At 58.7% G+C, this 15952-nt stretch carries 12 protein-coding genes, 2 tRNA genes and 1 pseudogene; 9 read left to right on the forward strand and 6 right to left on the reverse strand.

Features of this window, described 5'->3' with window-relative positions; all coding sequences use genetic code 11:
* Positions 1–111: 111 nt before the first annotated feature.
* From aspS to ACYAS9_RS25850, 3 genes are all read right to left on the reverse strand, one after another.
* Positions 112–1887: an aspartate--tRNA ligase gene (aspS, locus tag ACYAS9_RS25840; RefSeq protein ID WP_463571276.1), complete on the reverse strand. Its 1776-nt coding sequence runs from the start codon at positions 1885–1887 to the stop codon at positions 112–114.
* 295 nt (positions 1888–2182) lie between these two features.
* On the reverse strand, positions 2183–2512 hold the full coding sequence (locus ACYAS9_RS25845; protein WP_463571277.1) for a ribbon-helix-helix domain-containing protein: 330 nt from the start codon (positions 2510–2512) through the stop codon (positions 2183–2185).
* 280 nt (positions 2513–2792) lie between these two features.
* Positions 2793–3266: a Dps family protein gene (locus ACYAS9_RS25850; protein ID WP_463571278.1), complete on the reverse strand. Its 474-nt coding sequence runs from the start codon at positions 3264–3266 to the stop codon at positions 2793–2795.
* Between the two features lie 434 nt (positions 3267–3700).
* Here ACYAS9_RS25850 and ACYAS9_RS25855 point away from each other — a divergent pair.
* Both ACYAS9_RS25855 and ACYAS9_RS25860 read left to right on the forward strand, forming a co-directional pair.
* Positions 3701–3976 (forward strand): annotated as a pseudogene (locus ACYAS9_RS25855) (cold shock domain-containing protein membrane protein); the annotation flags it as partial.
* A gap of 108 nt (positions 3977–4084) precedes the next feature.
* Complete coding sequence (locus ACYAS9_RS25860) at positions 4085–4306, forward strand: cold-shock protein (protein ID WP_080544372.1); 222 nt, start codon at positions 4085–4087, stop codon at positions 4304–4306.
* 72 nt (positions 4307–4378) lie between these two features.
* On the opposite strand, the gene ACYAS9_RS25865 is transcribed toward ACYAS9_RS25860, so the two are convergent.
* On the reverse strand, positions 4379–4585 hold the full coding sequence (locus ACYAS9_RS25865) for a SlyX family protein (RefSeq protein WP_459748536.1): 207 nt from the start codon (positions 4583–4585) through the stop codon (positions 4379–4381).
* Positions 4582–5010 (reverse strand): HIT family protein, encoded by a 429-nt coding sequence (locus ACYAS9_RS25870; protein ID WP_463571279.1) that lies wholly within the window; start codon positions 5008–5010, stop codon positions 4582–4584. The genes ACYAS9_RS25865 and ACYAS9_RS25870 overlap by 4 nt, the downstream gene beginning before the upstream one ends.
* 806 nt (positions 5011–5816) lie before the next feature.
* Here ACYAS9_RS25870 and ACYAS9_RS25875 point away from each other — a divergent pair.
* The 3 genes from ACYAS9_RS25875 (at position 5817) to ACYAS9_RS25885 (ending at position 10049) form a co-directional block, all read left to right on the forward strand.
* Entirely contained in the window at positions 5817–7145 is a 1329-nt protein-coding gene (locus tag ACYAS9_RS25875) for an OprD family porin (RefSeq protein ID WP_463571280.1), read from the forward strand.
* 159 nt (positions 7146–7304) lie between these two features.
* Positions 7305–9020, forward strand: a complete 1716-nt coding sequence (locus tag ACYAS9_RS25880) for a proline--tRNA ligase (RefSeq protein WP_463571281.1) — start codon at positions 7305–7307, stop codon at positions 9018–9020.
* Positions 9021–9092: 72 nt separating this feature from the next.
* On the forward strand, positions 9093–10049 hold the full coding sequence (locus ACYAS9_RS25885) for a hypothetical protein (RefSeq protein ID WP_463571282.1): 957 nt from the start codon (positions 9093–9095) through the stop codon (positions 10047–10049).
* 5 nt (positions 10050–10054) lie between these two features.
* Here ACYAS9_RS25885 and dinB read toward each other — a convergent pair whose 3' ends face one another.
* Positions 10055–11116 carry a DNA polymerase IV gene (gene dinB, locus ACYAS9_RS25890; protein ID WP_463571283.1) on the reverse strand — a complete coding sequence of 354 codons (1062 nt, stop codon included), beginning with the start codon at positions 11114–11116 and terminating at the stop codon, positions 10055–10057.
* 214 nt (positions 11117–11330) lie between these two features.
* On the opposite strand from dinB, the gene ACYAS9_RS25895 reads away from it, so the two are divergent.
* The 4 genes from ACYAS9_RS25895 (at position 11331) to ACYAS9_RS25910 (ending at position 15929) form a co-directional block, all read left to right on the forward strand.
* Positions 11331–11407: transfer RNA gene (locus tag ACYAS9_RS25895), tRNA-Met, on the forward strand.
* A 141-nt stretch (positions 11408–11548) separates the two neighbouring features.
* Positions 11549–11625: transfer RNA gene (locus ACYAS9_RS25900), tRNA-Met, on the forward strand.
* 339 nt (positions 11626–11964) lie between these two features.
* A complete protein-coding gene (gene mprF, locus ACYAS9_RS25905) occupies positions 11965–14607 on the forward strand; it encodes a bifunctional lysylphosphatidylglycerol flippase/synthetase MprF (protein ID WP_463571284.1) in 2643 nt (880 codons plus the stop codon).
* Positions 14607–15929, forward strand: a complete 1323-nt coding sequence (locus ACYAS9_RS25910; RefSeq protein WP_463571285.1) for a virulence factor family protein — start codon at positions 14607–14609, stop codon at positions 15927–15929. Before mprF ends, ACYAS9_RS25910 begins: the two co-directional genes overlap by 1 nt.
* Positions 15930–15952: the final 23 nt, after the last annotated feature.

A 15952-nucleotide genomic window follows, 5' to 3' on the forward strand; every position in this document is an offset into this window, starting at 1 on the left:
GAATCTTTCAGAAACACACGCGCCTCTCGCTCATGAAAACAAGCGAAAGGCTCGATTACCTGATCATCAGCGTATGACACGGGGCGCACCAGCGATGCGCCCCGCCTCGCCTTACTCGGCCTTTTGCTGCTCGCGCAGACGAATGTGCAGCTCGCGCAGGGCCTTGGCATCGACAACACCCGGTGCCTGGGTCATGACATCGGCAGCGCTCTGGGTTTTCGGGAAGGCAATCACTTCACGAATCGACTGGGCGCCGGTCATCAGCATCACCAGACGATCCAGACCGAAGGCCAGGCCGCCATGCGGTGGCGCACCGAATTTCAGCGCGTCGAGCAGGAAGCCGAACTTCTCTTGCTGCTCGTCTTCGTTGATACCCAGAAGACGGAACACCGCCTGCTGCATCTCTTTGCGGTGGATACGAATCGAACCGCCGCCCAGCTCGGTGCCGTTGAGGACCATGTCGTAGGCACGCGACAGCGCCTTGCCCGGGTTGGCTTCCAGCTCTTCAGGGCTGCATTTTGGCGCCGTGAAGGGGTGATGCAGCGCCGAGAACGAACCATCGTCGTTTTCTTCGAACATCGGGAAATCGACGACCCACATCGGTGCCCACTCGCACGTGTGCAGATTGAGGTCGTTGCCCAGTTTGATACGCAGCGCGCCCAGGGCTTCGCTGACGATCTTGAACTTGTCGGCACCGAAGAACACGATGTCGCCGTCCACTGCACCTACGCGATCAAGAATGACCTTGAGGTTTTCTTCAGGGATGAACTTGACGATCGGCGACTGCAGACCCTCGGCACCCTTGGCGCGCTCGTTGACCTTGATGTAGGCCAGGCCCTTGGCGCCGTAGATGCTGACGAACTTGGTGTAGTCGTCGATCTGGCTGCGTGGCATGTTCGCAGCATTGGGTACACGCAGGGCGGCAACACGACCTTTCGGATCGTTGGCCGGGCCGCTGAATACCTTGAACTCGACACCGGTCAGTTGATCGGCAACGTCGACCAGCTCCAGCGGGTTACGCAGGTCCGGCTTGTCCGAGCCATAGCGACGCATGGCTTCTTCGAACGGCATGTGCGGGAATTCGCCGAACTCGACATCCAGCACTTCCTTGAACAGCTGACGGATCATTTTCTCGGTCAGGCCGATAATGTCGTCTTCGTCCAGGAAGCTGGTTTCGATGTCGATCTGGGTGAACTCAGGCTGACGGTCGGCACGCAGGTCTTCGTCGCGGAAGCACTTGGCAATCTGATAGTAACGATCGAAACCGGCCACCATCAGCAACTGCTTGAACAGCTGCGGCGATTGCGGCAGGGCAAAGAAGCTGCCGGGGTGTGTGCGGCTCGGCACCAGATAGTCGCGGGCGCCTTCCGGGGTAGCACGGGTCAGGATCGGCGTTTCAACGTCCAGGAAGCCGTTTTCGTCCAGGTAGCGGCGAATGCTGCTGGTAATGCGCGAACGCAGGCGCAGCTTTTCAGCCATTTCCGGACGACGCAGGTCGATGAAGCGATAACGCAGGCGGGTTTCTTCGCCGACGTCGGAGTATTCGTTGAGCGGGAACGGCGGCGTCTCGGACTCGTTCAGCACTTGCAACTCGTAACCCAGCACCTCGATGCCGCCGGAGGCCATGTTCGGGTTGACGGCGCCAGCCGGGCGGGCACGCACCTTGCCGACGATCTTGACGACATATTCACTGCGCACGCGGTCAGCTGCGGCGAAGGTCTCGGCGCGGTCCGGATCGAAGACCACCTGAGCCATACCCTCACGGTCACGGATATCGAGGAAGATCACACCACCGTGATCACGACGACGGTGGACCCATCCGCAAAGGGTAACTTCCTGACCTTCCAGACTCTCGTTCAGTTGGCCGCAATAGTGGCTGCGCATCATGATGTTGTATTCACTTCCGTAATTCGAGATTCAGTGGCGGCTTTGGCCCCTGGCGTGCGCCCAATAGTGCAAGAGCAACGACTTGCAGTTCAAGCCACAGCGCCCGCGCAGAGCCATGCCCATGGGCAAGACGGAGGATTATATAGAGTTAATCGAAGCCTTGCAGCCGCACGACCCTATCCGTTGGGAGATAGGCTCGTGCCGACCGGGACAGCCCTGGCAATGCGCCGTGACACCAGGACCCGAACGCGATCACCGGCCGGCAATCGCGCATGAAAAATTGGAAGCACCGTCTTCAGGCCTGAGGCTGCTCCTTGAGCAGATGAGCCACACACACGACCCGGATCAGGCCGCTGAAGTTCTTGACCCCGCCGTAACGCAGGTGAACCTCTCTGTCGACGTAGGACAGGACTGCATTGACCGAGCAGTTATTGGAGCGGGCAATGGTCGTAAGAATGTTCCAGTAAACGTTTTCCAGCCGCAGGCAGGTTGCCAGGCCGTTGAGCCTGACCGACTTTGAATGGGGTTGGGCCAGCGTCATGTTGAAACCCTCGACGAAGGGGTCGTCGGGAATCGTCACATGGCGAATTGAATCTTTTACCTCACGTTCAACACCTCGAATCATGGCAGTGATGACCTCCGAATAGTCAGTTCGACGAACCTTTTAAAGAAACATTTAAAAATAAATAAATGCACCCTTATAAAGCCCGAAACATGAGAACTAATCCAGCCAGCCCAACACTCAAAGACTGTAGGACATAACCACAACGAGGCGAGGAATTGGAGATTCGAGAATAGCGATATCAGAGAGCAGCAAGTCAGGTATTAAATATGTATTTAAATACGCGACTTTTCCCTACATGAAGCGGTAACGAGTGGCGCAGCCGCGCCACTCGCCAGCAGGATTACTGACCTTCGAGCAGCGAACGCAGCATCCACGCCGTTTTCTCGTGTACCTGCATGCGCTGGGTCAGCAGGTCGGCGGTGGGCTCGTCGCTGACCTTGTCCAGCAGAGGGAAAATGCTGCGGGCAGTACGCACCACGGCTTCCTGACCCTGAACCAGACTCTTGATCATGTCAGTCGCAGGCGGCACACCTTCTTCTTCCTTGATGGAAGACAGGCGGGCATAGGTCGAATAGGTGCCCGGCGCCGGAAAGCCCAGTGCGCGAATACGCTCGGCAATGGCATCTACCGCCAGCGCCAACTCGTTGTACTGCTCTTCGAACATCAGGTGCAGAGTGCGAAACATCGGCCCACTGACGTTCCAGTGAAAGTTATGGGTCTTCAGATACAGCACATAAGTGTCGGCCAGCAGATGGGAAAGTCCGTCGACGATCGACTTGCGATCTTCTTCACTGATACCAATATCGATTGCCATGTTAACGCTCCTTTAATAACGATGAAAAATAGCGACAAGGGCCACTCTATCAAGACACGCCCTGCGATGCAGCACTATCGAGGCGATAGAACAAAGGCATGCACACCCGGACGCCAGCACCCGACGGCTATGACGCGAACGGGTCCTCAGGAGTTCCGAAAGCCACCCCGCTGCAATTCAGGACCGCCTGAAGCGCCTTATTGCCTGCCCGGCCCTTGCGAATAACGCTCACAAGACGGCTGATTTGAGTAGCCCATGGCTTTGCTGTTAAATACACCGCGTGTCGCCACGAACCGGTCATCAAATGACGTACGTCCGGTCTGTAGCGCATAGGCAGGACCAACGCTCGTGCAGCACGCCTCCTTCATCTTTAGAAGCGTACCGGGCGTTACCCGCTATTTCCTTGCGATCCATCTTAATGTGAGCTTTTTACCATGTTGAAAATCGTCCACCTGGTAACAGGAGCGGCAGCCCTGCTGCTTTCCTTCATACCCAGTCTGCGCAGTGAAGCGCTTCCCACCCACCTGTTTCAACCCGAGGCCCTGTACCTGGCATTCTTCGGCCTGCTCAACCTGCTGCTGGCGCCTGTCGTCCCGCACTGGAAAAAAGGCCCTCGCCGCAACCTGCAGAATCTGGCCAGCGCCTTGCTGGTCATTGCAGTGATCGTCCAGACCCTCGCCTTACTGGTTCCTCTGCAAACCATTGCCGAGCAACCTGCCATTGCCGTCGCCCTGTTCATCGCCCTGATTGCCGTGGCCCTGCACCTGGGCACCACACTGTACCGACGCTCCCCCAGCCCGGCACCACAAAGCCATGACCTGGGCAATCGCGATACCGGCACCGTGAAATGGTTTAACGCCTCCAAAGGCTTCGGCTTTATCTCGCGCGATTCGGGCGATGACATCTTTGTGCATTTCCGCGCCATCCGCGGCGAAGGCCACCGCGTTCTGGTCGAAGGTCAGCGCGTTGAGTTTTCGGTCATGAACCGCGACAAGGGCCTGCAGGCCGAGGATGTAATTGCAGCACTGCCACGCCGTTAAACCTGCGTCAGCGCCCCATAAAAAAGCCGCGAATCGATCGCGGCTTTTTTTATACCTGCCAGCTTTCTTCTATTAATAGTGAGGCGGAGGCACATCATCCTCAAAGCCATCGCCACGATGACTCATTTCTTCCTGACGCTTGATCACCATCGCCAGCTGCAATTGCAGACGATCCAGGCTGCGCTGCTGGGCAACCAGCGCATCATTGAGCACCTGAATGGTGTCATCCTGAAAAGCCAGGCGGCTTTCCAGCTCTACGACCCGCAATTCAAGACTCATAACGACGCCTCGAACTGAAAGTCACCCACCAGTACCGGCTTCAGGCGCTCGATAATGGCCGCGTATTGCTCTGCGGTGTAAGGCACCGCCGGCTGCTTGCCCCACACCGGAGCAGGCCATGCAGCGTCATCGCGCGCGCGGACGATGACATGCATGTGCAACTGACTGACAACGTTACCCAACGCCGCAATATTGAGCTTGTCGGCCGCAAAAACATCCTTGAGCAGACTGGCCAGCGCGGTGGTTTCCTGCCACAGCTGCCCTTGCTCCTGGCTATCGAGCTGAAAGACCTCAGTAATATCGGCGCGACGCGGCACCAGGATAAACCAGGGATATTGCGCATCGTTGGACAGCAGTAGCCGGCACAACGGGAAATCGCCTACTGGCAACGTGTCTTGCTGCAGGCGCGAATCGAGAACGAACACAACCGTACTCCTGATCGAAAATATAAAAGACGTCGCCATGCAGTGACGCCACGCAGGAACGGGAGAATATCAAAAACCCGACGCACCGACCTGCACCCTCCTTCGTCGGCTCGCGCACCGATTCGGACTCACCGTCATTTATTCGCAGCAAAGACCCCGCAACCTGTCTGCCCAGACACACCAAAGTGACAAATCACCTGCCATCGAACATAACCCGACCGTTCAGATTCAGGCAGCTATGCTCAGAAACGCACCAAAACGAAACACAAGTGGGTACTTGGCATACCAGGATTCCGGGATTTACCCACAATGGAGTACGCCCGGTAACAATCTGTGAAACGCCCTTGGCGATACCTGAAGAAAAGCACCCACCGCACGGGCAACGGATACAAAATTATTTTTCACTTAAAAAACATACATTTACAAACAATTATTAAGGTTGAAGCTGCATTTTTCACAAATTTTTTTCATTTCGAGGAACTTTGAGCACGCTTGTTGCTTTGTCACTGGCATGTCTCAAAGCAGCGTTGGTTGCTTGGATGCCAAGCGACTCAAACCTGGCAAGACTTTTGCTCTACTCCTGGACACAGTGGTCGAATATGCATTTGCTTAATAGCGACATTTTCGACGACATAAGGGACTTTTTCGGCGAAGAAGCCGTAAAAAAACTGAAAATAATGGGGTCGTGACTATCGCTTCCCCCGACCGGCGTGAGTTACATTGCGCCAGCATAAAAAGAAAGAACCGCTCAGATAAAAATACAGGTGAGCGGTCAGAAACTTCTAAAAACCAAAGGAGCAATCACGATGAGAGTGATGAAGTGGAGCGCAATCGCACTGGCCGTTGCAGCAGCAGCCAGCACCCAATTGGCTACAGCGGCGCCGTTCGTCAGCGACCAGGCCGAGGCCAAGGGTTTTGTCGAAGGCAGCTCGTTGAACCTCAAGGCACGTAACTATTATTACAACCGCAACAAGAAAGACGGCGCGGTTGACGATAAAGACTGGACCCAGGGCTTCTTCGCCACCTACAGCTCCGGCTACACCCAAGGCACCGTGGGTGTGGGTGTGGACGCTTTCGGCTTCTTTGGCCTGAAACTGGACGGCCAGGACAAATACTCCGGCTCCGGCAACCTGGTGGTCGACAGCCAGGGCCGTAACGAAGACAGCTTCGGCAAGGCCGGTGGCGCTGTTAAGTTCCGCATTTCGAAAACCGAGCTGAAAATCGGCGACCAGTTCCCTACCAGCCCTGTATTCGCTGTGGGCGGCTCGCGCCTCGTCTCGCAGACCGCCAGCGGTATCAGCCTGCAGAGCAGCGAGATCGCAGGTCTGGACCTGGAAGCGGGTCACTACTACTCGGGCACCAGCCAGGATGAAACCAACCGTAACGGTAACATCTGGGCCAACTATGCTGGCGTATCGGCCAAGACTGCCGATTTCGCAGGCGGCAAGTACGCCATCACCGACAGCCTCGGCGTAGCGTTCTATGCAGCCAACCTCGAAGATGTCTGGAACCAGTACTACGCCAACATCAACTACGCCCTGCCACTGAGCGACGATCAGTCCCTGGCCTTCGACGCCAACCTGTATCGCACCGTTGACGAAGGCAGCGCCAAAGCCGGCTCGATCAGCAACACCGCCTTCTCCGGCTCCGTTGCCTACTCGTTCCTGGCCGCCCACACCGTGACCCTGGCCTTCCAGAAAATCAACGGCGACACTCCGTTCGATTACATCGGTATCGGCGACAACAACCGTGGCGGCGACTCGATCTTCCTGAACAACTCGGTTCAGTACTCCGACTTCAACGGTCCGAACGAGAAATCCGTTCAGGCCCGCTACGACCTGAACATGGCGCCATACGGCGTTCCAGGCCTGAGCTTCATGGCTCGTTACCTCAAAGGCTGGGACATCGACGGCTCCAACATGCCTGGCAACAGCGCTTACGCCGGTTATGGCTATGGCGACGATGGCAAACACCACGAGACCAACGTAGAAGCCAAATACGTACTGCAATCGGGCCCGGCCAAGGACCTGTCTTTCCGCATTCGCCAAGCCTGGCACCGCGGCAACACCGACCAGGCCGAAGGCAACATCGACGAGTTCCGCCTGATCATCGACTACCCGATTTCGGTTCTGTAATCGCGGCCCAGTCACACGCAACACCACAAGCCCGGCTCATGCCGGGCTTGTTCATTTATAGACCTTCCCGATCCACAACTGCCGCGCCCTGTACTCGATTGGCACAGCGCCGTACAATGCCGGTCATTTTCAGCCTTAAGCAACCGACAACGGCCAACCATGCGCACCAGTCAATTTTTGCTCGCCACACAGAAAGAAACTCCTTCGGATGCGGTCGTGGTCAGCCATCAGCTGCTGCTGCGTGCCGGCATGATCCGCAAACTGGCTTCAGGCCTCTACACCTGGCTGCCCATGGGCCTGCGCGTACTGCGCAAGGTCGAAGCCATCGTTCGCGAAGAGATGAACGCCGCCGGCGCACTCGAAATTCTCATGCCGGGCATCCAGCCTGCCGAACTGTGGCAAGAGTCGGGTCGCTGGGAGCAATACGGTCCCGAGCTGATGCGCCTGGTCGACCGCCATTCGCGCGATTTCTGCCTGGGCCCGACCCACGAAGAGGTCATCACCGACCTGGCCCGCAACGAGCTCAACAGCTATAAACAGTTGCCGATCAACATGTATCAGATCCAGACCAAGTTCCGTGACGAGATCCGTCCGCGCTTCGGTCTGATGCGTGGCCGTGAGTTCATCATGAAAGATGCCTACTCATTCCACGCCGACCAGGCTTCACTGCAGCAAACCTATGACCGCATGCACCTGGCCTACAGCAACGTGTTCAGCCGCCTGGGCCTGAACTTCCGCCCGGTAGAGGCCGACAATGGCTCGATCGGCGGCGCGGGCTCGCATGAATTCCACGTCCTGGCCGAGTCCGGCGAAGACGATATCGTCTTCAGCAACGGCTCCGACTACGCGGCCAACATCGAGAAGGCCGAAGCACTTCCACAGGAAACCAGCCGCCCGGCTGCAACCGAAGAACTGCGCCTGATCGACACCCCTAACGCCAAGACCATTGCACAGCTTGTCGAAGGTTTCGGTCTGCCGATCGAAAAAACCGTCAAGACGCTGGTCGTACATGCTGCCGAAGAAGGCAAGCTGATCGCGCTGATCATCCGTGGCGACCACGAGCTCAACGAAATCAAGGCCGCCAAGCTTGAACAGGTTGCCAGCCCGCTGACCATGGCCAGCGAAGCCGAACTGCGCGACGCCATTGGCGCCGGTGCCGGTTCCCTTGGTCCGTTGAACCTGCCGCTGCCGTGCATCATCGACCGTTCGGTCGAACTGATGAGCGATTTCAGCGTCGGCGCCAACATCGACGACAAGCACTACTTCGGCGTCAACTGGGAACGCGACCTGCCGACCCCGCAAGTGGCCGACCTGCGCAATGTCGTCAGTGGCGACCCGAGCCCGGATGGCAAGGGCGTACTGGAAATCAAGCGCGGCATCGAAGTCGGGCACATTTTCCAGCTGGGCACCAAATACAGCCAGGCCATGAAGTGCCAGGTGCTGGGCGAGAACGGCAAGCCGATCGACCTGATCATGGGCTGCTACGGTATCGGTGTGTCCCGCGTGGTCGCCGCAGCCATCGAGCAGAACAACGACGAGAACGGCATTATCTGGAACGACACCCTGACGCCGTTCCACATTGCACTGGTACCGCTGCGCTACGAAACCGACGCCGTGCGCGAGGCCACCGACAAGCTGTACAGCGACCTGACCGCTGCAGGCTTCGAGGTCTTGCTCGATGACCGCGACAAGAAAACCAGCCCCGGCAACAAGTTTGCCGACATGGAACTGATCGGCATCCCGCACCGCATCGTTGTCAGCGATCGCGGCCTGGCCGATGGCAATATCGAGTACAAGAGCCGCACCGAGTCGCAGCCGCAAGCCGTCGCCCTCGCTGACGTGCTGTCGTTCATCCAGAGCCGCCTGCGTCGCTAAGCCCTGAGCGCACCCGCTTGTAGCGGGTGCGCCTGGCACGCACCTGCGCGTCTATCCGAATTCAGAGACCCCATGTTCAAGCGACATAACCTGAGCCTCGGCAGCGCCACCTTGTGCGGCGCCCTGCTCGTCAGCGGCTGTGCCAATCACTTGTCACAACGCAGCGAGCATGAAGAACGCGTCGAGCGCAAACTTCTCGAACACACATTGCAGATCGATGTCGGCGAGCCCAAGACCCTGGAGCTGCCGCAGCGTCGCATCCGCATTCATGAACACAAGGCCTTCGAAGTCACCGAATTCGAAGTGACCCGTCACTATGACCGCTACACGCCCTACCAGCCCTGGCGCGAAATCTACGAGATCCCGCTGGGTGCCGTGGCAATCGTGGCCGGCCTGGGCGCCAACGTGGTCAATGTATTCGCCCTGGGCAACCTGCCCGACAGCGTGACCCACGACTGGCTCGATTACGGCGTGGCCGGAATCAACCCGTTCATGAACGCACCCTCCCATGGGCGCGCCGAACAAAACCTGGCCAGTATCGATGAGGCGCAACAGGACAAACGTGTCGAGCGTACGACCCTGCCCTGGAACGAACGCCCGGTGCTGGTCAAGGCCGGCAACACGACTCATGAGCTGAGCACCGACCGTAATGGCGTGCTGCGCCTGAATCTGCTGGACAGCCCGTTCGCCGAACAGGACCTGCGCCAGATCACGCGCCTCTATATAAATGTCGAAGACGAACAGGACAATGCTCACGCCAGCGACAGCCTGCCTGTCAGCCGCAGCCTGCGCGGCAAACTGCTGGAAGCCCATGGCCTGATCTATGACGACCTGGAAGATGATGAAGTCAGCCAGTGGGTCTATCGGGTCAAGCGTCTGGCAGAGCTGGGCCTGGAAGAACAGGCCGGCGAACTGGAACAAAGCCTGATCGAGCTGACGCGCAACGACCCGCAATTGCAGAGCGACTTCCTCAAGCTGTTGGCTCGCGATGCGGGACGCCTGGTAGCACCGGCTCCTGCGGACGAGTAAAACGCTTAGCGCTCGAACAACTCCAGTTGCTCATGTGCGCCGCGCAGGTCCTGCAGGCGCACACCAATCCCCAAGAGCCGCACCGGCTTGGCGCCCCGGGCAAAGGCCTGGGTCAGCAACTGCTGATAACCGGCCAGGTCTCGCCCGGCACCGGCCTGCTCCAGCGTCGTCTGGCTGAAGTCATGAAACTTGACCTTCACGAACGGCTTGCCCGGCCGGTACTGGCCGTCCAGCCGTTGCATGCGGGTTTCCAGGGTTTGCATCAACTCCGGCAGCCGCTCAAGGCAGCTCTCCAGATCAGGCAGGTCGGTATCGTAGGTATTTTCTACGCTGATTGATTGACGCCGGTTGTCGTTATGCACCGGGCGCTCATCAATGCCCCGCGCCAGACTCCATAGCCGCTCGCCAAAACTGCCGAATTCACGGACCAGCGCCAGCTTTTGCCAGCTCAGCAGGTCGTGACAACTGACGATCCCCAAACGTGCGAGCTTGTCGGCCGTGACCTTGCCAACGCCATGCAGCTTGCTGACCGGCAACGCCGCGACAAAGTCTTCGACCTGCACAGGCGTGATGACAAACAAGCCGTTGGGCTTTTTCCAGTCACTGGCGATCTTGGCCAGAAACTTGTTAGGCGCAACACCTGCCGACACGGTGATGTGCAACTGATTGGACACCCGGCGACGAATATCCTGAGCGATGCGCGTGGCACTGCCTTCGAACCGGGTCGACTCGGACACGTCCAGATAGGCCTCATCCAGCGACAAGGGCTCAATCAAGTCGGTGTAGTCGCGAAAGATGGCCTGGATTTCCTTTGATGCTTCTTTATAGGCATCCATGCGCGGCTTGACGATGGTCAGGTCTGGGCACAGTTTCAATGCATGGTGCGACGACATGGCCGAACGCACCCCAAATGCACGGGCTTCATAGTTGCAGGTAGCAATAACACCGCGCCGATCTGCCGAGCCACCCACGGCCAGCGGGATGTTGGCCAGTTTCGGGTTGTCGCGCATTTCGATGGCTGCATAAAAGCAGTCACAGTCGATGTGAATAATCTTGCGCTGGGCCATGCCGTCCGATCATCGTTTTCCGGGAAGTGCAGTATCTCATTGCTATTTATCGCTGGCACCTGCGCAGCTGGACAATGCCTATGAAAAACCGGCGACAGGCTGACGGTGAGCGCGCGCGTATTGGAATACTTTCACTAAACAATTGAACAAAAAGCACTTTTTCCAAAAACACGCTTGACACCGAATCGATAATCCGTAGAATGGCCACCACAGACGCGGGATGGAGCAGTCTGGTAGCTCGTCGGGCTCATAACCCGAAGGTCGTCGGTTCAAATCCGGCTCCCGCAACCAGGTATAGAAAAAAAGCCACTTGAAAAAGTGGCTTTTTTTTGTCCTGAATTTCGTACTTTGTCAGTGCCATACGCTTTATTACTATTTTTTACATTCAGCATTGACAACATTTCGTTTGGCTGTAGAATGCGCCCACACAGACGCGGGATGGAGCAGCTTGGTAGCTCGTCGGGCTCATAACCCGAAGGTCGTCGGTTCAAATCCGGCTCCCGCAACCAGATACAAAAGAAAGGCCACTTGAAAAAGTGGCCTTTTTTGTTGCCTGCAAAAAAGCCTGCCCCACCTCACCAAGCCCCTGATAAAAAACTGTTTAGCGTCGCTGCGCGGAAAACCCTATCATCGACCCGGTAACCGGATGCGTCTTGTCCGACAGTTTTTTCATGCACTGCCGATACCTTTGTGTCTAGGCTGAATCACACCTGAACAGCTTTACCCTGCTCCACTGGCTATTCGCTCGTTAGTCGCTGACGCGCTAACATCTCGACATATTTTTGCGTAGGGATCGGTAACTTGGCTGTAGACCTCAACCCTGTCGCGCACATTTCAGGAAATGAATGATGCGTGATAACTCGTCAGAGACTCCCGAAGCCGTAACGGCAACTCAACCGATCCAACCTGCGCGCCTCCAGTGGCTGGAACGCCTGAGCAAGTATCGCCAGCCTATTGGCCTGGCGGTGATGCTGGTGTTGTTTGGCATGGCCTTGATCGCCTGCCGGCACATGCTGATCGAAATGGACTTTTTCGCACTGCGTGACGCGCTCTACGCCGTGCCCTTGCCATCGCTGGGCGGTGCCTTGCTGGCGGCCGTGATCGGCTATGTGATCCTGATGGGTTACGAGTTTTCAGCCAGCCACTATGCCGGCGTCAAGTTGCCCGCCCGCACATTGCTGCTCGGCGGCTTTACCTCTTTTGCAATCGGTAACGCCGTTGGCCTGTCGATGCTGTCGGGAGGATCGGTGCGTTATCGGCTGTACTCGCGCCATGGCGTCGGGGCGGTAGAGATTGCGCGCATGACGGTGTTTGCCAGCCTGTCGCTGGGCTGCGCCTTGCCGCCACTGGCCGCGATTGCGACCCTGAGCAACCTGTCCGGCGCGTCGCTGGCGCTGAAACTGCCTGTCGACTTGCTGGCCGGTATCGCCATTGCGGTCTTGATCGGCAGCCTGGTGCTGGCCTATGCCGTATACCGCAGGCGCCTGCCGGAACAGGACATCCCTAACGTACTGCTGGTGCGCGCCGGACGTCGCTCGCTGCGCCTGCCTGATTTGCGCCTGACGCTGGTGCAGCTGCTGATCACCGCACTGGATGTCGCGGCGGCGGCACTGGTGCTTTATATGCTGCTGCCAGAGGCGCCGCCATTGGGCGCCTTCATGCTTATTTACCTGCTGGCCCTGGCTGCAGGGGTACTCAGCCATGTGCCGGGCGGCGTCGGCGTGTTCGAGGCCGTGCTGTTGGCGGCGTTCGCCAACGAACTGGGCGCCGCACCACTGGCAGCGGCCCTGTTGCTGTATCGCCTGATCTATGTGGTGTTGCCACTGCTGCTGGCGTGCCTGACCCTGCTGTTTACCGAAGCTCAGCGCCTGCTGCCAACCCGCCAGGCAATGCGCGTGGCGTCGGGCCTGGCGGCGCCGATCCTTGCCCTACTGGTGTTTCTTTCTGGTGTAGTACTGCTTTTTTCCGGTGCCACACCTGAAATCGACACGCGCCTGGAAAACGTCGGTTTCATGCTCCCGCACCGGCTGATCGACGCTTCGCACTTTGTTGCCAGCCTGGTTGGCGTGCTGTGCCTGCTGCTGGCTCAAGGGTTACGACGCCGGCTGTCTGCCGCCTGGATGCTGACCGTGATTCTGCTGCTGGTCGGCGCCGTGCTGTCGATGCTCAAAGGCTTTGACTGGGAAGAGGCCAGCCTGCTGCTGCTGACCGCCGCGTTGCTGGCCACCTTCCGCCGCTCGTTCTATCGCCCAAGCCGGTTGCTGGAACTGCCCTTTTCGCCGCTGTACCTGATCGCCAGCTTCTGTGTGGTTGGCGCTTCGATCTGGCTGCTGTTGTTTGCCTATCAGGACGTGCCCTACAGCCATCAGCTGTGGTGGCAGTTCACCCTGGATGCCGATGCGCCCCGCGGCTTGCGTTCGGCACTGGGCAGTGCGGTGCTGTTGCTGGTGGTCTGCCTGACCTGGTTGCTGCGCACTGCTCGCCCGGTGATCAAGCTCCCCGACGCCGCCGACCTGGCCAAGGCGGCGGCCATTCTCAAGACTTCCAGCCAGCCTGACGGCGGCCTGGCGCTGACCGGCGACAAGGCGATTCTGTTTCACCCGGACGGCAACGCTTTTTTGATGTACTCCCATCGCGGCCGCAGCCTGGTGGCGCTTTACGACCCGATCGGCCCGGCCCAGCAACGTGCCGAGATGATCTGGCAGTTCCGTGACCTGTGCGATGTGCACCATGCCCGCCCGGTGTTTTACCAGGTTCGCGCAGAAAACCTGCCCTACTACATGGACATCGGCCTGACCGCGATCAAGCTCGGTGAAGAAGCGCGCGTCGATTTGCGCCGCTTCGACATCGACGCCAAGGGCAAGGAGATGAAAGACCTGCGCTACACCTGGAACCGTGGCAGCCGCGATGGCCTGTCGCTGGAAATCCATGAAGCAGGCCAGGCCCCGCTGGACGAGTTGAAAGTCATTTCCGATGCCTGGCTGAGCGGCAAGAACGTGCGGGAAAAAGGCTTCTCGCTCGGACGCTTCACGCCCGAGTACCTGCAGTACTTTCGCGTTGCCATCATCCGCTTCCAGGGCAAGCCGGTGGCGTTTGCCAACCTGCTGGAGACCGTCAGCCTCGATCTGGCCAGCCTGGACCTGATGCGCGCTCACCCCGACGCCCCCAAGTCGACCATGGAATTCATGATGATCGGCCTGATTCAATACTACAAAGCCCAGGGCTACAGCCGTTTCAGCCTTGGCATGGTGCCCTTGTCGGGCTTGCAACCAAGACGTGGTGCACCGCTGACCCAGCGCCTGGGTTCGATGGTGTTCCGGCGTGGTGAACAGCTGTACAACTTCCAGGGGCTGCGGCGCTTCAAGGACAAGTTCCAGCCCGACTGGGAACCTCGCTACATGGCCGTGCCGGCCGGACTCGATCCGCTGGTGGCCCTGGCTGATACCGCCGCCCTGATTGCAGGCGGCCTGACTGGATTGGTGAAACGCTGATGATTCGACGCTTATGGCGCTATGCACTGGTGGTACTGGCGATTCTCTTGATCGCAGGCTTGGGTGTATGGCTGTGGCAACGCCCCGCTACACCGGCAACCCTTGAACAACTGACCCTGGCAGATGGCGCAGCGGTCACCCGCGTAACGCCAGCCGGCCGGGTCAAGACGCGCATTGCCCTGGCGGTTTCGGACAAGGACAAACTCAGCGACAAGCAATTGCAGGCGCTGGGCACCGATGCCTCTGCACGCATTGTTCAGGTCGTGCTGCCGGCTGATGATTGCGTATTGCAGGGCAAGACCTTCCAGGCTGCACTGCAACAGCTCGATGGCCCGGCCCAGGTGGTCGGCGGCATCGGCCACGGCGGAACCCTGGCCTGGCGCTGGCTGGCGGCACAGACCGACGACAAGGCCCAGGCCATCTCGGTGGGTTTTGCCTTGCAGCATGTCTCCAACCCGCCACCGGTGGTGGACGAAGGCGACACGCCGCCGCAGATCTGCGATGAGCCACTGCCACAAAAAGCGGCACACGGTCACTGGCTGGCCGCCTTCAACGACGCGCCGGACGATCCGAGCGCAGCGTTCGTGCGCGATCAGCCCAATGCAGACACCAGCATCAGCGACTACGACATTCCGCTGCCGCAAGTGCTGACAACCGAATTGCGCCACCTGCTGCTCGGCGAAAACGACGCCGGTGGCCTGGGTGTACCGACCGTTGAAGTACCGTCCAAACAGACCAGCGACACCGTGACCCTGTTCCTGTCCGGTGACGGCGGCTGGCGCGACCTGGACAAAGTGGTGGCCGGTGATATGGCCGGCATGGGTTATCCGGTGGTCGGTATCGATGTACTGCGCTACTACTGGGAGCGTAAATCCCCGGAGCAGACCGCCACCGACCTCACCGACCTGATGAACCACTATCGGCAGAAATGGGGCGCCAAGCGCTTTATCCTCGCCGGCTATTCGTTTGGGGCCGATGTGCTGCCAGCGGTTTATAACCGCATGGCGCCAGAGGATCAGGCGCGTGTCGACGGCATCATCCTGCTGGCCTTTGCGCGCAGCGGCAACTTCGAGATTCACGTCGATGGCTGGCTGGGCAACAAGGGCACCGAAGCCCAGACCGGACCGGAAATGGCCAAGCTGCCAGCCAGCAAAGTGCTGTGCGTATACGGCGTCGAAGAACAGAAAGACAGCGGCTGCACCGACAGCACCGCTGTGGGTGAGGCGCTGCAATTACCGGGCGGCCACCACTTTGACGAGAACTACCCGGCCCTGGCCAAGCGCCTGATTCAAGCCATCAACAAATGGCAAGGCAAGCCTTGATAGCGAGATAGCCGCATTAAAAG

It is taken from the genome of Pseudomonas sp. HP_08 (assembly GCF_055284095.1).

Bases quoted from the DNA above. Each gene is read 5' to 3' on its own strand.
- dinB (WP_463571283.1), bottom strand. From the start codon at position 11,116: ATGGCCCAGCGCAAGATTATTCACATCGACTGTGACTGCTTTTATGCA.
- ACYAS9_RS25875 (WP_463571280.1), top strand. From the start codon at position 5,817: ATGAGAGTGATGAAGTGGAGCGCAATCGCACTGGCCGTTGCAGCAGCA.
- ACYAS9_RS25865 (WP_459748536.1), bottom strand. From the start codon at position 4,585: ATGAGTCTTGAATTGCGGGTCGTAGAGCTGGAAAGCCGCCTGGCTTTT.
- mprF (WP_463571284.1), top strand. From the start codon at position 11,965: ATGCGTGATAACTCGTCAGAGACTCCCGAAGCCGTAACGGCAACTCAA.
- ACYAS9_RS25850 (WP_463571278.1), bottom strand. From the start codon at position 3,266: ATGGCAATCGATATTGGTATCAGTGAAGAAGATCGCAAGTCGATCGTC.
- ACYAS9_RS25885 (WP_463571282.1), top strand. From the start codon at position 9,093: ATGTTCAAGCGACATAACCTGAGCCTCGGCAGCGCCACCTTGTGCGGC.
- aspS (WP_463571276.1), bottom strand. From the start codon at position 1,887: ATGATGCGCAGCCACTATTGCGGCCAACTGAACGAGAGTCTGGAAGGT.
- ACYAS9_RS25910 (WP_463571285.1), top strand. From the start codon at position 14,607: ATGATTCGACGCTTATGGCGCTATGCACTGGTGGTACTGGCGATTCTC.
- ACYAS9_RS25880 (WP_463571281.1), top strand. From the start codon at position 7,305: ATGCGCACCAGTCAATTTTTGCTCGCCACACAGAAAGAAACTCCTTCG.
- ACYAS9_RS25845 (WP_463571277.1), bottom strand. From the start codon at position 2,512: ATGATTCGAGGTGTTGAACGTGAGGTAAAAGATTCAATTCGCCATGTG.